At 70.3% G+C, this 16451-nt stretch carries 16 protein-coding genes, 1 tRNA gene and 2 pseudogenes; 7 read left to right on the forward strand and 12 right to left on the reverse strand.

Annotated elements, in window-relative coordinates:
- Positions 1–28: 28 nt before the first annotated feature.
- Positions 29–148: pseudogene (locus OG966_RS17415) on the forward strand (IS3 family transposase); the annotation flags it as partial.
- Positions 149–841: 693 nt separating this feature from the next.
- Here the strand turns inward: OG966_RS17415 and OG966_RS17420 are convergent.
- The gene (locus tag OG966_RS17420) at positions 842–1165 is read right to left on the reverse strand and encodes a helix-turn-helix domain-containing protein (protein WP_326650595.1); all 324 of its coding nucleotides are present in this window, start codon (positions 1163–1165) and stop codon (positions 842–844) included.
- Positions 1166–1693: 528 nt separating this feature from the next.
- Between OG966_RS17420 and OG966_RS17425 the strand changes: the two genes are divergently transcribed.
- From OG966_RS17425 to OG966_RS17440, 4 genes are all read left to right on the forward strand, one after another.
- Entirely contained in the window at positions 1694–2263 is a 570-nt protein-coding gene (locus OG966_RS17425) for a hypothetical protein (RefSeq protein ID WP_326650596.1), read from the forward strand.
- A 174-nt stretch (positions 2264–2437) separates the two neighbouring features.
- Positions 2438–3121: a hypothetical protein gene (locus OG966_RS17430; protein WP_326650597.1), complete on the forward strand. Its 684-nt coding sequence runs from the start codon at positions 2438–2440 to the stop codon at positions 3119–3121.
- A 203-nt stretch (positions 3122–3324) separates the two neighbouring features.
- Positions 3325–4263 (forward strand): hypothetical protein, encoded by a 939-nt coding sequence (locus tag OG966_RS17435; RefSeq protein ID WP_326650598.1) that lies wholly within the window; start codon positions 3325–3327, stop codon positions 4261–4263.
- Positions 4256–5446, forward strand: a complete 1191-nt coding sequence (locus OG966_RS17440) for a hypothetical protein (RefSeq protein ID WP_326650599.1) — start codon at positions 4256–4258, stop codon at positions 5444–5446. Before OG966_RS17435 ends, OG966_RS17440 begins: the two co-directional genes overlap by 8 nt.
- A gap of 93 nt (positions 5447–5539) precedes the next feature.
- Here OG966_RS17440 and OG966_RS17445 read toward each other — a convergent pair whose 3' ends face one another.
- The 7 genes from OG966_RS17445 to OG966_RS17475 all read right to left on the reverse strand — a co-directional run bounded on the left by OG966_RS17445 (position 5540) and on the right by OG966_RS17475 (position 9859).
- Positions 5540–5887 (reverse strand): hypothetical protein, encoded by a 348-nt coding sequence (locus tag OG966_RS17445; protein ID WP_326650600.1) that lies wholly within the window; start codon positions 5885–5887, stop codon positions 5540–5542.
- A gap of 104 nt (positions 5888–5991) precedes the next feature.
- Positions 5992–6183 (reverse strand): hypothetical protein, encoded by a 192-nt coding sequence (locus OG966_RS17450; protein ID WP_326650601.1) that lies wholly within the window; start codon positions 6181–6183, stop codon positions 5992–5994.
- Between the two features lie 138 nt (positions 6184–6321).
- Positions 6322–6588: a metal-sensitive transcriptional regulator gene (locus OG966_RS17455; RefSeq protein ID WP_266475519.1), complete on the reverse strand. Its 267-nt coding sequence runs from the start codon at positions 6586–6588 to the stop codon at positions 6322–6324.
- 63 nt (positions 6589–6651) lie between these two features.
- A complete protein-coding gene (locus OG966_RS17460) occupies positions 6652–7224 on the reverse strand; it encodes a rhodanese-like domain-containing protein (RefSeq protein WP_326650602.1) in 573 nt (190 codons plus the stop codon).
- Positions 7225–7340: 116 nt separating this feature from the next.
- Positions 7341–8087, reverse strand: coding sequence for a sulfite exporter TauE/SafE family protein (locus OG966_RS17465; protein ID WP_326650603.1), 747 nt, complete (start codon positions 8085–8087; stop codon positions 7341–7343).
- Positions 8084–8443: a rhodanese-like domain-containing protein gene (locus OG966_RS17470; protein ID WP_326650604.1), complete on the reverse strand. Its 360-nt coding sequence runs from the start codon at positions 8441–8443 to the stop codon at positions 8084–8086. The genes OG966_RS17465 and OG966_RS17470 overlap by 4 nt, the downstream gene beginning before the upstream one ends.
- A 48-nt stretch (positions 8444–8491) precedes the next feature.
- Complete coding sequence (locus OG966_RS17475) at positions 8492–9859, reverse strand: MBL fold metallo-hydrolase (protein ID WP_326650605.1); 1368 nt, start codon at positions 9857–9859, stop codon at positions 8492–8494.
- Between the two features lie 152 nt (positions 9860–10011).
- On the opposite strand from OG966_RS17475, the pseudogene OG966_RS17480 reads away from it, so the two are divergent.
- A pseudogene (locus OG966_RS17480) lies at positions 10012–10282 on the forward strand (DUF302 domain-containing protein); the annotation flags it as partial.
- Positions 10283–10637: 355 nt separating this feature from the next.
- Positions 10638–10710, forward strand: a tRNA-Arg gene (locus OG966_RS17485).
- A gap of 591 nt (positions 10711–11301) precedes the next feature.
- Here OG966_RS17485 and OG966_RS17490 read toward each other — a convergent pair.
- From OG966_RS17490 to OG966_RS17505, 4 genes are all read right to left on the reverse strand, one after another.
- On the reverse strand, positions 11302–12594 hold the full coding sequence (locus OG966_RS17490) for a lytic transglycosylase domain-containing protein (protein ID WP_326650606.1): 1293 nt from the start codon (positions 12592–12594) through the stop codon (positions 11302–11304).
- A gap of 230 nt (positions 12595–12824) precedes the next feature.
- Positions 12825–13706 carry a helix-turn-helix domain-containing protein gene (locus OG966_RS17495; protein ID WP_442806718.1) on the reverse strand — a complete coding sequence of 294 codons (882 nt, stop codon included), beginning with the start codon at positions 13704–13706 and terminating at the stop codon, positions 12825–12827.
- Positions 13703–15574, reverse strand: coding sequence for a copper resistance CopC/CopD family protein (locus tag OG966_RS17500; protein ID WP_326650607.1), 1872 nt, complete (start codon positions 15572–15574; stop codon positions 13703–13705). Before OG966_RS17500 ends, OG966_RS17495 begins: the two co-directional genes overlap by 4 nt.
- Positions 15575–15649: 75 nt before the next feature.
- Entirely contained in the window at positions 15650–16405 is a 756-nt protein-coding gene (locus tag OG966_RS17505) for a YcnI family protein (protein ID WP_326650608.1), read from the reverse strand.
- Positions 16406–16451: the final 46 nt, after the last annotated feature.

Consider the following 16451-nt stretch of genomic DNA (forward strand, 5'->3'; position numbering starts at 1 on the left):
GAGCAATTCGCGTTTGATGGTGGCGAAGAAGGCCACAGCCCGCACAGCGATCTTCGACTTCATCGAAAGCTGGTACAACTTGCACCGTCTCCACAGCAGCCTCGGCTACGTCAGTCCCGCCGACTACGAGGCCGCTCTCGCGGCCTGAACACCACACCGATGGTGTCCGTCAAAGCGGAACAAGCGCACTCCGCTGAACGCACCACGAGGCGACAGCCCACCCCATCATGAGGGCGGCTCGACCGGGAGCCCTCGCACGCAAGCATCATTCCCTCGCGCCGATGGATGTTCCTGCTGTACCGAAGCCTCCTTGCTACAACCTCAACGGTCGGGCGGTAGCGAGGCGTCAGCGCCGGAGATCTGAAGTAAGTGTGATCCATCCGTCCGGGATCCAGCCTTCGAGGTAGCCCTCCACAAATTCCACAAGCTCCGAAGTGCCGAGCGAGGGCAGCCTCAGGACGGCCTGACGCCATGGCATCCACAACCACGATGCGGAGCAGGAACGTTCAGCGTGCGCCGTGAACAGGCGCTTGCGATGCGCGGCCGCTCCGTGGGGATAGACATCCAGCCGTGCCACAACCCCACCGAAGCGCAGTGCTGCCGCCCCGTCCACGAGGCGGCACACCGCTTCGCGGTAGGACTCCTGTGGTGCGCAGGCGGCCGTCGGAAGACTCAAGGAGTCCCGAGCGTGCCGAACGAGGCCGATCCTCTGGCGACCGTCGAAGCACAGCAGGTGGACCTCACGCCGTGCGCTCGGTGCATACATGCCCATAAGAAAAAGAATGCGGCACAGCGCTCAGGATGCACGCCGGGCGGGCTGAACAGCGGACGAAGCAGCGACTCAGGGCTTTGGCGGACTCGGCGGCAGAGCCGCCGGCCCGGGCCAGAGCTGAAAGCCGAAAGCCGCCTCGAGGCGGGCCAGCGTGCCCAGGTCCGGCATGACCTTGCCGTTGAGAACCCGGCTGACCGTCGAGTGGGTAAGGCCTGTCGCCTCGGCAAGGCTACGCAACGTATGCCCGGTGGACGCCATGGCTCGCTCCAGGTTCCTGGAGAGGGACTGGCCGTAGTAGGCGCTGACCGGCGCACCAGGAGCCAGGACAGCATGGGGCCAAGTGCCGTCTGCGACGTAGTCGCATGGCTGCTTGTCATTGCTGCTCCGGGGCATGCCGAGATCATCCCACGCACCCATGGGCCCGACCCTTCCCCGTAGGGAATCCCTTCAGGGATTCCAATCGAGTGTTGCAAGTACGGAACAGCATAGAGCTTCAGGGCCGACCGCCCGGGTGTTTTGCGGCCATCGCGCCCCGTCGGATGTCATGGATGGGGGCGAGGCCCGACACAGCACCCGGGGAACCAACACGACAGCCAGGAGGGCCGACCGGGGAGCCGGTCGGGCGCATCTGGATCCGGCAGGCGCTCGGCGCCCTCGGATGAGGTCACCCGAGGCGAGCCAGCTTCCCTGATGCGCGCATTGGCCGCACGCCCTGCCTAGGCTGCTCTGGGGCGAAGTAGCCTTCGACTGACGCACCCCCGAGGAACGCCAACCCAGAGCCCTCAACTGGGGTTTGACCATTGTGATTTGACACGTCACCAGGTGCGAGCGAGAAGAAGTGCTTCGAGTGTCGCCATTCCCCTGCGGTGCGAGCTTCGGATCGCTAGCTTGTGCGTGGATCACTCAGGAGGGAGGCGAAGCGTGCACACGAGGGCAAGCAATGCAGAGGACCCCTTCGTCACCCATCTGCGCCAGATCGAGGCCACCGAGCGAGACAAGTGGGTCTCCGCCGACGAGGCGTGCACCAAGGCTGCGTATTACGTGAACGAACTGCGCCAGCGCCTCGTCGAGGCCGAGCGGGAGCTCGCGGCCGCGGAACAGGAGCACACAGTGGCCGCGGAGCGGCTCGCGGTGGTGCGCGAGATCATCGCCGATGCCGAGCGACTTCTCACTCAGCCTGACCGCGACACCACAGGCGGGACTGAAGCCGAACAGCCGGACCAGCCCAAACCGCGGGCCAGCAGTCCGGGCCGCTCGACACATGACACTGGCCCAGCAGTTGCACCCACGGTGAGGGCGCTCGTTCTTGAAGCCCTTGCCGACGGGAAGGCGACCCAGCTCTCCTCGATCAGAGCTCACGTCCAGCGCGGCCGCCCTCAAACACCGCCCAATTCGGTCCGCTCGACGATCAGAACGTTGTGCGACCGCGGACAGGTTGCACTCCTCGGCCGCGCGACCTATCGACTGGTGCCATTGGAGGCGCATACGTAGCGGCCGCACTTCATCACGCGGACGAAGAGGCGCCGCCAGGGGGGCTAGACCCTGGCGGCGCCGATGACACGTCAGCTGAGGGCCCATCATGACTTTCTGTGCAAGAATGCACCAATCTGTGCGGCTTCGAGCATTCGCTCACGACCCTTCCCGCACTCTCCTGCGGGCGGACCGATGAGCGGCGGGACGTCCAACGGGTCGACCCGTGCCAGGATCCTGCCGACCGAGGCGATGGAGCCCCGCCGACAGCTTGAACTGCTGGACGTCACCGCACGCCTGCAGCACAAGGAACGGGACGGCGCCCCTATCGGCGCAGTGAGCGCGGCCATGGGAATCAGCGAGAAGACCATCGCCGGAGCGCACGGCTTTCTGAGGCAGAACGGGCTCCTTGAGCCGGGCTGCCAGATGTTCGCTCTCACCCCCGCCGGCCAACGGCTGGCGGAGCTGCGGTCTGCGGACTCAGCCCGGGCCCGGCTCCACCTTGGCGAGCTGTGGTCGCCCACGTGGTTCACCACGGCCGCCATCCGGCTGCTCGAGCACGGTCCACAGGAAGCCGCCGTGCTGGCCCAGCACTTGGCCCGTGGATTGAGCAAGCGGATCGAGCGTGGGCTCCATCTGGTGCACTGGCTGGAGTACGCCCTGGTCATCCGCAAGGGCGAAGACGGGCAGATGGAACTGGCGAGGGAGGCAGCCCGCGCCCCGGCTCCCCCGCTCCTGGGCTCCAGCGAGGCAATCACGGCGCTTCCGCGCGAGCGCTTCCTCGCGGTCATGGACGGCTACCGGACGATCATCGCCGCTCTGGCCTCGGCGCCTGAGCCTGCCAACAGCCCTCCCGACAGCCCGCCGCGCACCCAGTAAGCGGGCTACGCCCCGTCGACGGCAGCCCGGACGGGCTTCGCCGCGCCCCCGCTCACCCATTCGCACACTCCATGTTGCCGCGGAGATCAACCATGCTCAATGTGTTGCATGTATGGAACGCATTAGATCGTTCGCCTCACCCTGTGCCGGATCGGGGCGGAGCAATCGGTCTGCCCGGTACCGCCCATCGGAGGACGCTCATCGTGGGAACTGACCTCTCCCTCACGCACGGCATCGACCGTGTACTCCAGGTCTGGCAGGAAATGGCCGCTCATGACGAAATGTCGGGCCAGACCTTCGACAAGTTCGGCCTGCTGCTCCGGCGACTCGGCCGGTACGCCACCGTGCGAGGCACGCTGTTGATCAGCGACGTCCGGCCCGGGCTGGTCGAGGACTTCGTCAACGCCAAGGGCCACAGCCGCCACGGTCACGTCTCCGATGCCGCCGTAGCCACGCGGCTGCTGCGGCGCAGCGTCGTACGGGCTGCCTTCCGCACCTTGCGCGAGCTCGGCCTGAGCGACCAGGACCCGACCGGGGACATCGTTCTCCCCGCTCGTACCCATGAGGGCGTCCGCGCCCTGACCGAGGACGAAATCGTGGACCTGCGCCACCACGCCTCCTTCACCACCCGCCCCACCCGGCATGCCGCAGCCGCCGCGCTGGCCCTCGCAGGCGGGCACAGCGGCGAGATCGGCCACACCGTCGTCGCGGACCTCGACATGGCCTACAGCAGGGTGTGGATACACGGCTCCAGCAAGTACGAGCCACGGTGGTGCCGACTGGATGCCTGGGGGCGTCACGTACTGGCCGAACGCGCCCGGCACGTCAGCGCCCAGCACCCCGAGCCCTCAACGGCGCGCCTCGCAGTCTCGAGCCGTCCCACTTCCGACGCAGCCCTTCAAGCCCGCGCCTGCGTCGCCCTCGGGGACCTCCTTCGCCGCGCAGGGCTCGGCGATGAGCCCGACGTCAAACCCGCCTCCATCACCGCCACCGCCGCCATCGCCGCATTCGAGGCGACCGGCCGCATCGAGGAGGCGGCCCGCAGCATCGGCCTTCGCTCCCTCGACCGCGCCGCCGCCATCATCGGCTTCGACTGGCGCTGCGATCCCGCCTACACCGACGGAGTACCGCCCCGTGCCTGACGACATCTTCGGTGACCCGCTGCCCGAGCAGGGCAGGCCCAACCGCCTGAACGCACCGTCACGCCACCAGTTCCAGGACGCCGTGGACAAGCTGCTGGTCCCGAGCAGCGACGCACTCGAAGAAGCATTCCGCAGCTACGCCGCCAGACAGGCACTGGAACAGGGGCTCTTCCCGTCCGGCGTTCCCAAGGTCTGGAGCCGCCCGGAGCGCCGACAGCTCCTCGTGGGCGACGCCACCGTCCCACGGGCGATCTCGAAAGCAAGGAAGAGTGCAACCGTCGACGAGAGCACGGGCGTGCTCCGCAACCCCCGCGTGGACCCCGCCGCCCGCGTCTACTACGAGAACGGCGAGAAGGCCAAACGGGAGGTCCGCGGCACCAAGTGGTTCTTCGCCTCGGGCCGGTCCGATGGCTACTGGACCCGCCTCATCCTCTCCTTCGCCTACGTCGCCGGCGGCGAGTACGAGGACGAAGCAGCGGTGGCCGAACGCCAGTTCACCATGCTCAAGGACGTCCTGCCGGACTGTATGGGCGTCGTCTACGACGGCGCCTTGCGCGGTATCCACCGCGACGCCCTGGCTCGCCGGGGAATGCTGGCCATCAACAAGCAGCACGGCTCGGTGACTCCCGTGTTCTACGAACACATCAAGCTCTGCCGGAGCGGCCACGAGCTCTGGTGCAACGAAGGACGCATCGCCGAAAGCATCTCCCTCGACGACGGCACCCGCATCCTTGCGCCAGTCCCGATCACCAAGCTGGAGCCCCGCCTCGGTATCACCAAGAGCCGCTGGTACCACGTCCTGCGCATCGCCTGCCGTCACGGAGACCACACACACCGCGTCCCCGTCGGCATCACTACCACCCCTGCGGATCGCGCTTTGCGTCAAGCCGGCAGCGGCAAACGCCCCAAGAGCGACCGTGAGCGCGGATTCCATCGCGCCGAACTACTCCAGCAGATCCCCCAGTCCACACTCGCACACCAGCTCGTCTACCCCTACCGCGCGGACTCCGAGTCCGTACACGCCCAGTTCGACCAGAGTCTCTGGAACCGCCGCATGGTCGCCTATGGGATGGAACGGCAGAAGGTGTTCGTCCTCGGCTTCTCCCTCGCCCAGAACGCGACGAGCCACCAGATCCACCTGGAAGGGCGGAGCAACGCCCAGACCGTGTCTGGGCTGGCCTGAACCTGATCCGCCCATGTCCACACGACGGCTGCGGCCCGTAAGGGGCCCAGCCGTCGTGTTCGTCGAGCCTGAAAGGCTGCAGGACGGGCGTCGTCAGTTCACCAGGGACAGCGCTCGCCGTGGTTCACGCTCGGTCTGCTCGCCGCCGCCCTCGACCATGGTGATGGTCAGGCCGAAGAGCATCTTGTTCATCTCGTCCACGGTCAGGCCGAGCTCGCCGGCCACAGCGGCGGGCCGCACGCCGTTTGCCCTGAGCCCCTGGAAGACCTTGGTCAGCACCTGCGAGATCTCGCGCTTCTTCATGCCGTGCGGCTCGTCCTTCCGGTAGCCGCGCTTGTCGCGGCGGTCTTCCCGCCCAGGTGCGGCAGGCGCTGCCGCGTCACAGTCCGGGCAGTTGTGACGCTCTACCGCCAGTGCAACCTGATCGGGCGTCAAATCCATGGCTGAAGTCTCACAGAACCCCGTCGCACAACATGTCGGTTCCGAGAGGACTTTTGCGAGCGGCGACTTGCCGGAACCTCGGTTCCAGTTGGCGCTTGTGCGCGCTACATACGGGAGGCGGCGAAGCCGATGAGGACGACCGCAGTGACCACGATGCCGGTCAGCCCGACCCAGCCACCCAGCAGTGCGCACGCCGCTACGACGGCGAAGGCGCCCAGCATGAGTGCGGTGAACGCCCACGCCGACAATCCACGGTCATCACTGTCTTCCGCGTACATCTTCGTTTTCCTGGTCACCGTGCGCACGGTATCGAGTCTGGCTGGTGGGTCTCGCGTCGGGGAAGCCTCATGGGGGATGCGCCGCAGTGCCATGGTAAGTGCAGGTACGCGGACGGCCCGGCTCGTGGTGGCGGCCGGGTCGTTCGGGGTGGTGCGTCAGGCGAGGGCGAGGAAGAGTTTTTCGAGTTCTTCCTCGGTCATGGGGGCCTGGTTCTGGTCGGCGTTGGTCATGCACTGGCGCATGCCGCTGGCGACGATTTTGAAGCCGGCGCGGTCCAGGGCTTTGGATACGGCGGCGAGCTGGGTGACGACGTCTTTGCAGTCGCGGCCGGCTTCGATCATGGCGATGACGCCGGCGAGTTGGCCTTGGGCGCGGCGCAGGCGGTTGAGGACTGCGTTGACTGAGTCGTCGTCGACTTTCACCGGTGCCTCCTGGCCTTGTGTTCTCACCCCATGGTACCCCAGGGGGTATCCCGGCGGGCGGAGTCAGTGGTTGCGGAGGGCGGCGAGGGTGGCGGCGAGGTCGCCCTGGTGGGGGCGGTTGTGAGGAAGTTTGGCGAGGAGGGCGGCCATGCCGCAAGTGTTGGTGAGGGCGGAGAAGACCAGGCCGCCGGCGGTGCCCGCTGAGGCGAGGCGGAAGGCGGGGCGCAGGCGACCGAGGGCGAGGCCGGCCAGGACGACGGCGCCGGCGGTGAGGCGGACCTGGCGTTCCATGCTCCACGCGGTACGCCGGGCGCCGTCGGGGTGGTGGAGGGCATTGCCGTCCGCTGCCCAGGCTCCGGTGCCGCCGGTGAGGGTGGCGGTGGTGATGCCGTTGTCGGCAAGGGTTTTGCAGGCGTTCTCGGAGCGGGCGCCGGAGGCGCAGGCGACGAGGATGTCTCCGCGCTGGGCTGCGTGGCGGATGTCGGGGAGGGCCCGGTCGAGGTGGTCGAGGGGGATGTTGAGGGCGCCGGGGAGGTGGCCGGTGGCGTACTCGCCGGGGGTGCGGACGTCCAGGACGATCAGTTCATGCAGGCGGGTGCGGGCCTGGTCGGTGTCGAGGGCGCGGGGGGTGGTCATGAGGCGGTGTTCCGTCCTTGTTGTCGGCGGTGCCCGGTTATGGACACCAAGTTACCCCGGGGGGTATTGGCGGGAGGGTGGCGGCGGAGCGCCGTTGCGGGTCACGGGCGGGAAGGTCAGTGGACGGCGTCGGTGAGCATGAGGGCGGCGACGGCCAGGAGCACGATCGCGAAGATCCGCTGGAGGGCTTGGCCGGAGACTTTGGAGGCGAGGCGTTTGCCGTCCCAGGCTCCGAGGATCGCGGCGCCGGTGAAGGGGGCGATGACCGCCCAGTGCAGGGGCGTGCTGGTGCCGGCGCGAGCGGCGAGCGCGGCGAGGGAGTTGACGGTGATAACCAGGAGGCTGGTGCCGACCGCGGCGCGCATACGCAGTCCGAGGACGGAGACGAGGGCGGGGACGGCGAGGAAGCCGCCGCCGACGCCGAGGAAGCCGGTGACCGCGCCCAGTCCGGCGCCCGCACCGGCGGCCCGCGCCGGTCTGACGGGCCTGGGCTGCTGGTCGGGGTCGGGGGGCTTGAGCATCCTGAGGGCGGCGAGGGCCGCTATCGCGGCGAACGCGGCGGTCAGCACCGCCTCGGGCAGGCGGGCGGCGAGGGTGGCCGCGGCGATTGCGGGCACCATCCCGGCGGCCGCGAACAGCGCGCCGGTCTTCCAGCGGACGTTGCCGGAGGTGGCGTGGGTGTAGAGGGTGGTCGCGGAGGTGGCGGTGACGATGATCAGCGAGGCGGTGGCGGCGGCGGCCGGGGTGAAGCCGAGGAGGTAGATCAGGGCGGGAACGGCCAGGACGCTGCCGCCGCCGCCGAGCGCCCCGAGGGCCAGGCCGATGACGGCTCCGGCGATGAGGGCGAGGAGGAGGACACTCACGCTATCCGGCCGCTGCTTCCTCGTTCGTCGACGACCGGCAGCCCGGACGACGCCCAGGCGTGCATACCGCCCTTGACGTCGACGGCCTCGGCTCCGCGCCCGGCCAGGAGTTTGGCGGCCTGCTGGGAGCGGTGCCCGGAGCGGCAGATCACCACCAGCGGCCGGCCCTCGGCCGTGGCGGGCAGGCCGGAGCCGGTGACCAGCCGGGAGAGCGGGACGTGGACGGCGCCGGGGGCGTGGCCGGTGTTCCACTCGACCTGCTCGCGGACGTCGAGGAGGACGGCGTCGCCGTCGGTGGTGCGCCGACGGGCCTGGTCGGGGGTGACGCGGGCGATGCCGCGGCGGAAGAGGAACATCCGCGTTCCTTCCAATTCTCGGGTGGCAGAGGGCAAGGGGGCAGCAGTTCAGCTGCCGGTGCAGGTGGTGAGGGGCAGGCCGGCGTCGGTTGCGGCGTCGAAGGAGTCGTCGACGGCGACGACGTCGCGGCCCGCAGCGTCCAGCAGGGAGGCGGCGATACCCGCGCGCATCCCGCCCGCGCAGTGCACCCACACCGTCCCGGCCGGTACGTCGGCCAAGCGGCGGTGGAGATGGTGGATCGGGATGTGCACGGAGCCTTCGATCCAGCCCGTGGCGCGTTCGGAGTCCCGGCGCACATCGAGGACCACGTCAGGGCTGGGGTCCTGGGCGGCGAGGTCGGCGAAGGTGGCGCGGGGGAAGGAGCGCGGGGTGTGGCCGTCGGGTATCCAGTCGCGGACGGTGCCAGTGGCGGCGGCGGCTGGGCGGTCGATGCCGACGCGGACCAGTTCGCGCTGGGCGGCGGCGAGCTGGGCGGCTGACTGGGCGAGGAGGGTGACGGGCTTGCCCCAGGGGATCATCCAGGCGAGGTAGGTGGCGATCTTCCCCTCCGCCTCGAAGTTGAACGATCCCGCGACGTGGCCCTCGGCAAACGCGATCCGGTTGCGCAGGTCCACCACCCACTCCCCGGCGGCCAGGCGTTCGGCGATGTCGGCGGCGTCGGCCAGCGGGGGTGCGGTCAGGTCCACCGGCGCGGGGCCGTCGGAGTTGGCCGGGCCCATGTGGGCGTAGTAGGCGGGCACGTCCTCCAGGCCGGCCAGCAGGGCGGCGACGAAGGAGTCGACGTCCTTGACCAGGGCGTCGTTGGTCGTCTTCTCCTTGCCGATGGTGGTGGCGTCGCCCTCGGACTGGGAGGAGGAGCAGAAGCTCCCGAACCCGTGGGTGGGCAGCACCGGCGTCTCGTCGGGGAGTTCGGCGGCGAGCCGGCGGGCGGAGGCGTGCTGGGCGCGGGCCAGCTGGTCGGTCAGCCGCGGCTCGACCAGGTCAGGGCGGCCGACCGAGCCGATCAGCAGCGACCCGCCGGTGAACACCGCGGCCACCGTCCCCTGCTCTTGCAGCACGTAGGAGGTGTGGTGCGGGGTGTGTCCGGGGGTGGCCATCGCCCGCAGGGTGATCCCCCCGTCCACGCTCACCGTGTCACCGTCGGCGACCGGTGTGCGGGCGAAGCCGACCCGGGCGGCGGCGGGCACGCGGTAGGCGGCGCCGGTAATGCGGGCCAGGTCCAGGCCGCCGGTGACGTAGTCGTTGTGGATATGGGTCTCCACCACGTGCGATATCCGCACCCCCCGCGCGGCGGCCGCCTCCAGAACCCGGTCGACGTCGCGGGGCGGGTCCACCGCCACCGCGGTGTGCGCGCCGCCTGCCAGGTAGCTGCGGTTTCCGAGGCCCTCGGTCTCGATGGCGTCGATGAAGAACACGCGGTTGCTCCTTTCGGCTGAGATTTACCCCCGGGGGTATATTTGGAGCCTAGCACGGGTACCCCTGGGGGTATTTTCGAGAGCGTAGAGAACCCGCTCACACAGGGCGGCTACCCGCCGCCCGCCCACGCACCCCGGAAAGGGATGACCCCATGCGCTACGACCGGACCGTCAACCTCGATGCCGACTTCGCCACCACCGTCGCCGCCATCCGCGAGGCCCTCGCCGCACAGGGCTTCGGCATCCTCACCGAGATCGATCTCACCTCACCCTGAAGGCCAAGCCCGGCGACGACATGGAGAACTACCTGATCCTCGGCCCTGCAACCCACCGCTCGCCCGCCAGGCCCTGGACGCCGACCGCACCATCGGCCTCCTGCCCTGCAACGTCGTAGTCCGCACCGACGGCGAGCACACCGTCGTCACCGATCCATTGCAGGGGCGCTGGCGCCCGCACGCCGAACCGCTGGGACAGAACGGACACCCGGGTGGGCCGAGCAGCCGGCCAGTGGGACCGGCCCGCCGCACGCCCTAACAGCCCCGTCGCAGGTCAGCGGCCTTCTGCAACCTCCATGGAACCGCTGTGGCTTATGGGGGCGCATCCGCGGAGCACGATCCGCTAGGCTGTCCGCGGTCGGTCGGCTACTCGGCACGTGCGGGAGAAAATGTCCACTCGGACATCCCACCCACCGCGCGGGGGCGCGAGCTGACCAGGGCGTTTGACTTGCCGGGATGGCGAACCCCACTGGGGTTTCCTCCACGGTTTCCATCAAGCCCCCGCCTCCGTAGCTCAGGGGATAGAGCACCGCTCTCCTAAAGCGGGTGTCGCAGGTTCGAATCCTGCCGGGGGCACAGAACAAAGGGCCAGCTCAGGAGGGGTTTCCTCCCAGGCTGGCCCTTCGCTTTGTTCGACGCCGTGCCACTCGCGTGCCACTAGTGCCGCTTAGCCAGTCAGCCCTGCACCACAACCGCACCAAATCGAGCGAGGAACAGCGGGAACAGCGGCGAATAACGGTGAAGGCAGGCATCACCGCCAAGGGCCCTTGGTGTCTCCCGTTGGCGGAGCCGGGTAGCCGGCGTCACTGGCGCGGACGTCTCCTGTCCATCTCGCCAAGTAGCCTGCGCCTAGTGTGCTTTCCAGCGCTGGAGGTTCCATGGACGCGACCACTCTCACCAGTCCTGCACGGCTGTGGTCGGCGCGAGAGGTCTTGGTGCGGCCCTGCCCCGTACCCTCAGCGGCCGGAGTTTACGGGTGGCATTTCAAGGTGGCGCCATACCCGGAGTTGGCCCCCGGACGACTGCTCTACGCTCCGCCAAGCGGCTCCGGCTCCGCGTGGAGCGCTTGATACACCAGCCCGCGTGACGGCGGGCAACCGCGCGGCCCACGCCAGGACCTCGGCCAGGTGCTCGACCGGCAGCACCCAGGTCGCAGCCTCGGTACGCCTACTGCCGGACGCTCTCTCCGCCGGTGAGGGTCGTGTCCGTGTCGCCGACGATCGTGAGCCGCACCGTGACCTTCGGCCCGCCCGTGTCCGACGAGGTCTCGGTCCACACGGCGATCCCCTCACCGGACGCGTCGCCCGCCATCGCGGTCAGCTCCTCGAGTTTCGCGATTTCCAGGCGCGCCACGGTGCGGGTGGGCGCGGGGTTGGGCGCGGGCGAGCCGGGTTCGGCGCCGGGATCATTCGGGCCGGGGCTCGTAGAACCGCTGCCGTCCGGCTTCGTGGTGCCCGGATTCGGCGTACTCGGCTCGGACGTACCGGGCGTACTCGGTGACGGGCTGGGGTTCGGCCCGTCGCTGTCGTCGCTGCGGCCGGTCGGCAGGACACTCGTGCCGTCCGGGACCGCGTAGGTGCCCTTGCGGTAGTACCCGAGCCACTTCAGGACCGTGTTCAGGTAGGCCTGCGAGTGGTTGTAGCTGAGGATCGCCGCGTGCAACTGCGGGGTGCCCGACAGGTCGCGGTCGCCCGCGCACAGGTAGCGGCCGGCGGCGAGCGCCGCGTCGTAGATGTTGTTGGGGTCCTTCTTGCCGTCGCCGTTGCCGTCAGATCCCCAGCTCTCCCAGGTCGAGGGGATGAACTGCATGGGGCCTACGGCGCGGTCGTGCACCGTGTCGCCGTCGTACGCGCCGCCGTCGGTGTCGGTGATCTTCGCGAAGCCGTTGCCGTTGAGGACGGGCCCGAGGATGGGCGACAGCGTGGTGCCGTTCGCGTCCACGCGTCCGCCGCGGGCCTGCCCGGACTCCACCTTGCCGATGGCCGCGAGCAGTTGCCAGGTGAGGTCGCAGCCGGGCTTGGACTCGGCAAGGGCGGCCTGTGCCTTCTGGTACGCGTGCAGGACGGTGACGGGTATGCCGGCTTCGGGCTCACCGGTGTTGGCGTCACCGTCACCGTCGCCCACGCTGGGCGTCTCGGTGGGGCTGTCGAGGGGCGGCAGATCCGTGTAGTAAGGGGAGTCGCCGGTCGCGCCGGTGTCGGTGTCGGCCGCGGGAGTGTCCGTGCGCTGCCGACCGCTGTCGGTCAGGCCGGGGGCCTGGGACGCGGTCAGCGCCGCGACCGCGGCCGCCGTCAGGGCGGCGGTTGCCGTCCCCTTGCGCAGCCTCCTGCCGAAGCGCGCCGCCGTTGCGAGAACCCCTCCCGTCGACGATCGTGCGGGGCCGTCCGCGCTCCCCAGCGCGTCGGCCAGCGTGACACTACGACAACTGCGCGTGGATACTTGTTCGTGCCTGATTCTCACCGGTTGTCAACCTCCGATTTCAGTGGTCGGTCAGGTCCGGGCCACCCGCATCGGCCCGATCGGCGCGTCCCGCACAGTGGGCGGCGTTGATCGCGTCACGGTTACGGGACTGCGATCCGAGCGGCAGGACCGGGGCGGTGCGGTGCGATCAGTAGTGGGACGTCAGCCGGCAGACGGCGGCCGGCAACGCGGCAGCCGTCCAGGCACTGCCCAGAGCTGCGGCCTCCCCGTCACAGTGCTACGGTCGTCCTCTCGGTGTGTGTGCTGATCCACAGGTCCAGCAGCTCCGTCCGGCGGGTGGGTTCCCAGCCGGGCACGATGACGACCGGGCCGCAGCGCCGACTGAGCAGGCGGGCGTAGAACTCCCGTATCTCCGCGCCGTCGTACGGGTCCCGGGCCGGCGTGAAGAGCACGGCCCCGCGGCTCGTGACCGCGAAGAGGACGTCGGAGTGCAGGAACACACCGAAATCGGGGTCCTCCGGGAGGCCGCAGACGCACCAGCGCACGCGGGCATGATCGGTCCACAGCGTCTCGGTCGCCGGGCTCCTCTGCGCCTCGGCCGTCCCGGCGCCCGTCCTCATGGCCCCCGTCGTCGCGCGCAGCCCGTGCGCCACGGCGGCGCGGCGGGGGAGCATGCGGATCGGCTGCGATCCGGCCGGACGGAATCCCCACCGGGTCAGGTAGTTGCGGATGGTCGTGGTGGCCAGTGCAACGCCGAACTCCCGGTGGGCCAGCTCCGCGAGGGACTGCCAGGTCCACAGCACGTCCCGCAGCCCCACCTTGTCGGGCGTCGTCGTCGTCATGGTCCGGAGCATCCAGAGCTGCCGTGCGGACGAGAGCGCCAGCTGATCGCCCGGCCTTCGGCCGCGTCTGCGCGGGCGCAGCGCGTCGGAGCCCTCCAGCCGGTAGGCCCGGACCCAGGCCCCCACGGTCTGCCGGGAGACCCCGTACAGCCGCGCGACCTCCGTGCGCGGCACACCCGACTCCACGGCCGCGACGGCACACCGCCGCAGATCCTCAAGCCCGTCGGCCGACAGTTTGCGAGCGTCGCGTATGTTTGACAGGATGTCGCGATCCTCCTTCGTCCGGGCCGCCGCGCGGCGGCCCTTCACCGGATATCAACCGGAATGCGTACGACGTCCTGGTCGATGTCGGACGTGCGTACGGTCAGCGCCAGCTCCCACCGCCCGGGCAGGGGCAGCGAGAAGGCGCTCGAGATGTGGTGGCCGGGTTCCGCGTACGTCAGGGGAACGCGGATCGGCCCCACCGAGGGCTTGCGCAGGCTGAACTCCGCCCGTACCTCGGGCACGTCTCTCGGCCTTCCCCGGGTGTCGAAAACCGCGAGGTGGACTTCGTTCACCCCTCTCGCCGCGGGGCTGACCACCACGGCGACCACACCCTTTCCGCTCCGCCCTTCGCTGTCGAAGGCGACCGCCCGACTGAACGGCACGGCGGTCCGGGGTCCGGCGGGCGCCGCTCCCGCCGCGGGCCGCCGGTCCTGCCGGTGCGCCGACGTCCCGCCGCCGGCGGTCGCCGGATCGGTGTTCGCCAGGACGGTCGAGACCGCGAGCAGGACGGCGGCGATCAGTGTCTCCGCCGTCACCAGCCTTTTGAAGCGCCGGATTTGGCCGCCGTCCGGCCCCGGCCGACCCGGCCTGCGCCGGCCCTGGGCCACCAACGGTGCCGGGCCGTAGTGGCGCCGCACCCACGCACGGCCCCCGGCGCCCAGCCCGACGAGCACCGCGACCAGGCACAACTTGGCGAGCAGGACGCGTCCGTACAGCGTGCCCGGCAGTGCCTGCGCACTGCCCAGCTGCCGCCATGCCTGGAAGAGACCGGTGGTCAGGAGCAGGACGACGCATATCCCCGCGACGCGCGAGAACCGGGTGACGGTGGGCTCCAGAACCGGGGTGTCGGGGGCGTCCCGCGACCGCAGCAGCACCGTGCCCAGGACGACGAGTCCGCCTGTCCAGACCGCCATGGCGACGAGATGGACCGCGTCGGCCGGCACGGCGAGCGCGGCCAGTGGGCCCGCTGCGCTGTGGCCCGCGAGGCTCCATGTCAGGGCGAGCGCGCAGCCCACGCCGAGCACGGCGACGGTGTTCCGCCTCCGGCCGTGCCGTCCGGGGCCGGAGGAGGGCCCCGCCCCGGACGCTCGCTCCGCCCGGTCGCCCGGGGCCGGACTGTCGGCGGTCACGCGCCGGGGGGCGAGGACCAGTCCGGCCGCGACGAGAGCGAGCAGCACGGCACGCAGCACGAGCATCAAGCCCATGCGGCTGCCCAGCGTCGCGGCGATGAGGGAGCCGTCCAGGGCGGAGAACAGGGAGGTGCCCGCCGCGTACGGCCCGTAGAGGAGCAGCGAGAGCACCGTCGCCGCCATGAGGGCGGACCAGCCGGTCCACACCAGCCCGTGGACGGGGCGCCGCCGGAACCCGGCGGGCCAGCAGGCCGCGACGAAGAAGGCGGTCCCCACAAGAACGGCGAAGCCCACGAAGGAGACCCATCGCGCCGCGTCGTGCAGGGCGACGGCCGCGGTCACCGCGCCGTCTTCCGTGCCCGCGGACGCGGGCGAGCTCCCGTCCGTCGGCCGGCCGACGCTGAAGGAGAACGTGCCCTGCACGGGATGGGAGTCGGCCGAAACCGTGTGCCAGACGATGGTGTAGGTGCCCTTGGCCGACAGGGTCCGCAGCCTGACGGCGACCTTCTCGGCCCTGCCCCCGGGATGCTCCGGCCGGCCCGTCGCGACGGTGTCGCCGTCCGGCGCGATCACGCCGACTCGGGTCAGGCCGAGGCTCACGGGTTCGGTGAACGTCAGTGACACCCGTGTCGGCGGGGTGCCGAGCACCTGCCGGTCGGCCGGTGCCGTCGACGCCACGGAGGCGTGGGCTCGGGCCGGGGTGGAGCCGACGACCACAGCCAGCGCTGCCAGCAGGAGTGCGACGCATGCGTACACGGACGTGTGGAGCGTTGCTCGGTGCATCGTGATCTCTCTCGTCGGAGGCGGTGGGGACGCCGACGGCCTGGGGGAACGGGGCCGTCGGCGCCCCCGGCTCTCTCAGACCGCGATCTCTTCCTGCCTCTCCGCCTGGGCGGACGGCCTCGCGGTGGTCCGCCGCCGCCCGGCCGCCGCCCAGCCGAGGGCGGCGAGGCCGACGGCCAGCCCGCTGCCGCCGAGCAGCCGCGACACCGTGTCGGTGGCGGGCGCCCGGTCCGGCTCGTCCGGGTTCCTGGCCGCGGCCGGTGCCGCCGCCGCGACCGGTGCGGTGCTCTTCAGTGCGAGCACCGGTGCGGGGTGCTCGGGCTCGGCCGCGCCCTTCTCCGGGACGTCGATCCAGCGCACCACCTCGCCGTCCGAGTAGGTCTGCACCGCCTTGAAGACCAGCTCGGGGGCGTCCTCGGGAAGCGGCCCCAGGGACAGGGGGAACTCCTGGAACTCCCCTGGCCGGATCGTGCCGCCCTCCCACAGGACGGACGTGACCGCCTCGGTAATCTCGTGGTCACCGTCCACGATCGGCTGCTTCAGCCGCTCCTTCTTCACCGTCGCCTTCCAGCCGGGAACGGGCTGGACCGACACATGCCCCAGGGGGTGCTCGGCCGGGAAGGCTATCTCCACACGCACGGTGGAGTCGCCATCCCGCTCGTTCGGCACCCGGAAGGCGGCCTTGGTGAAACCGCCGGGCTCGGCCGTCCCCGGATTGACGGAGACGTGGGCGAAGGCACCGGGCGCGGCGAGGAAAACGGCGGCGGCTCCGGCGACGGCCGCGGCCGACAGGCGGCGGCCGGACGGATGCCCGGGAGCGCGGGAAATCATGGGAATCGGTTCCTTTCAGCAGGGGGACGGGGACGCGGGGAGGGGG

The organism is Streptomyces sp. NBC_01750, from assembly GCF_035918095.1.
Lineage (GTDB): Bacteria > Actinomycetota > Actinomycetes > Streptomycetales > Streptomycetaceae > Streptomyces.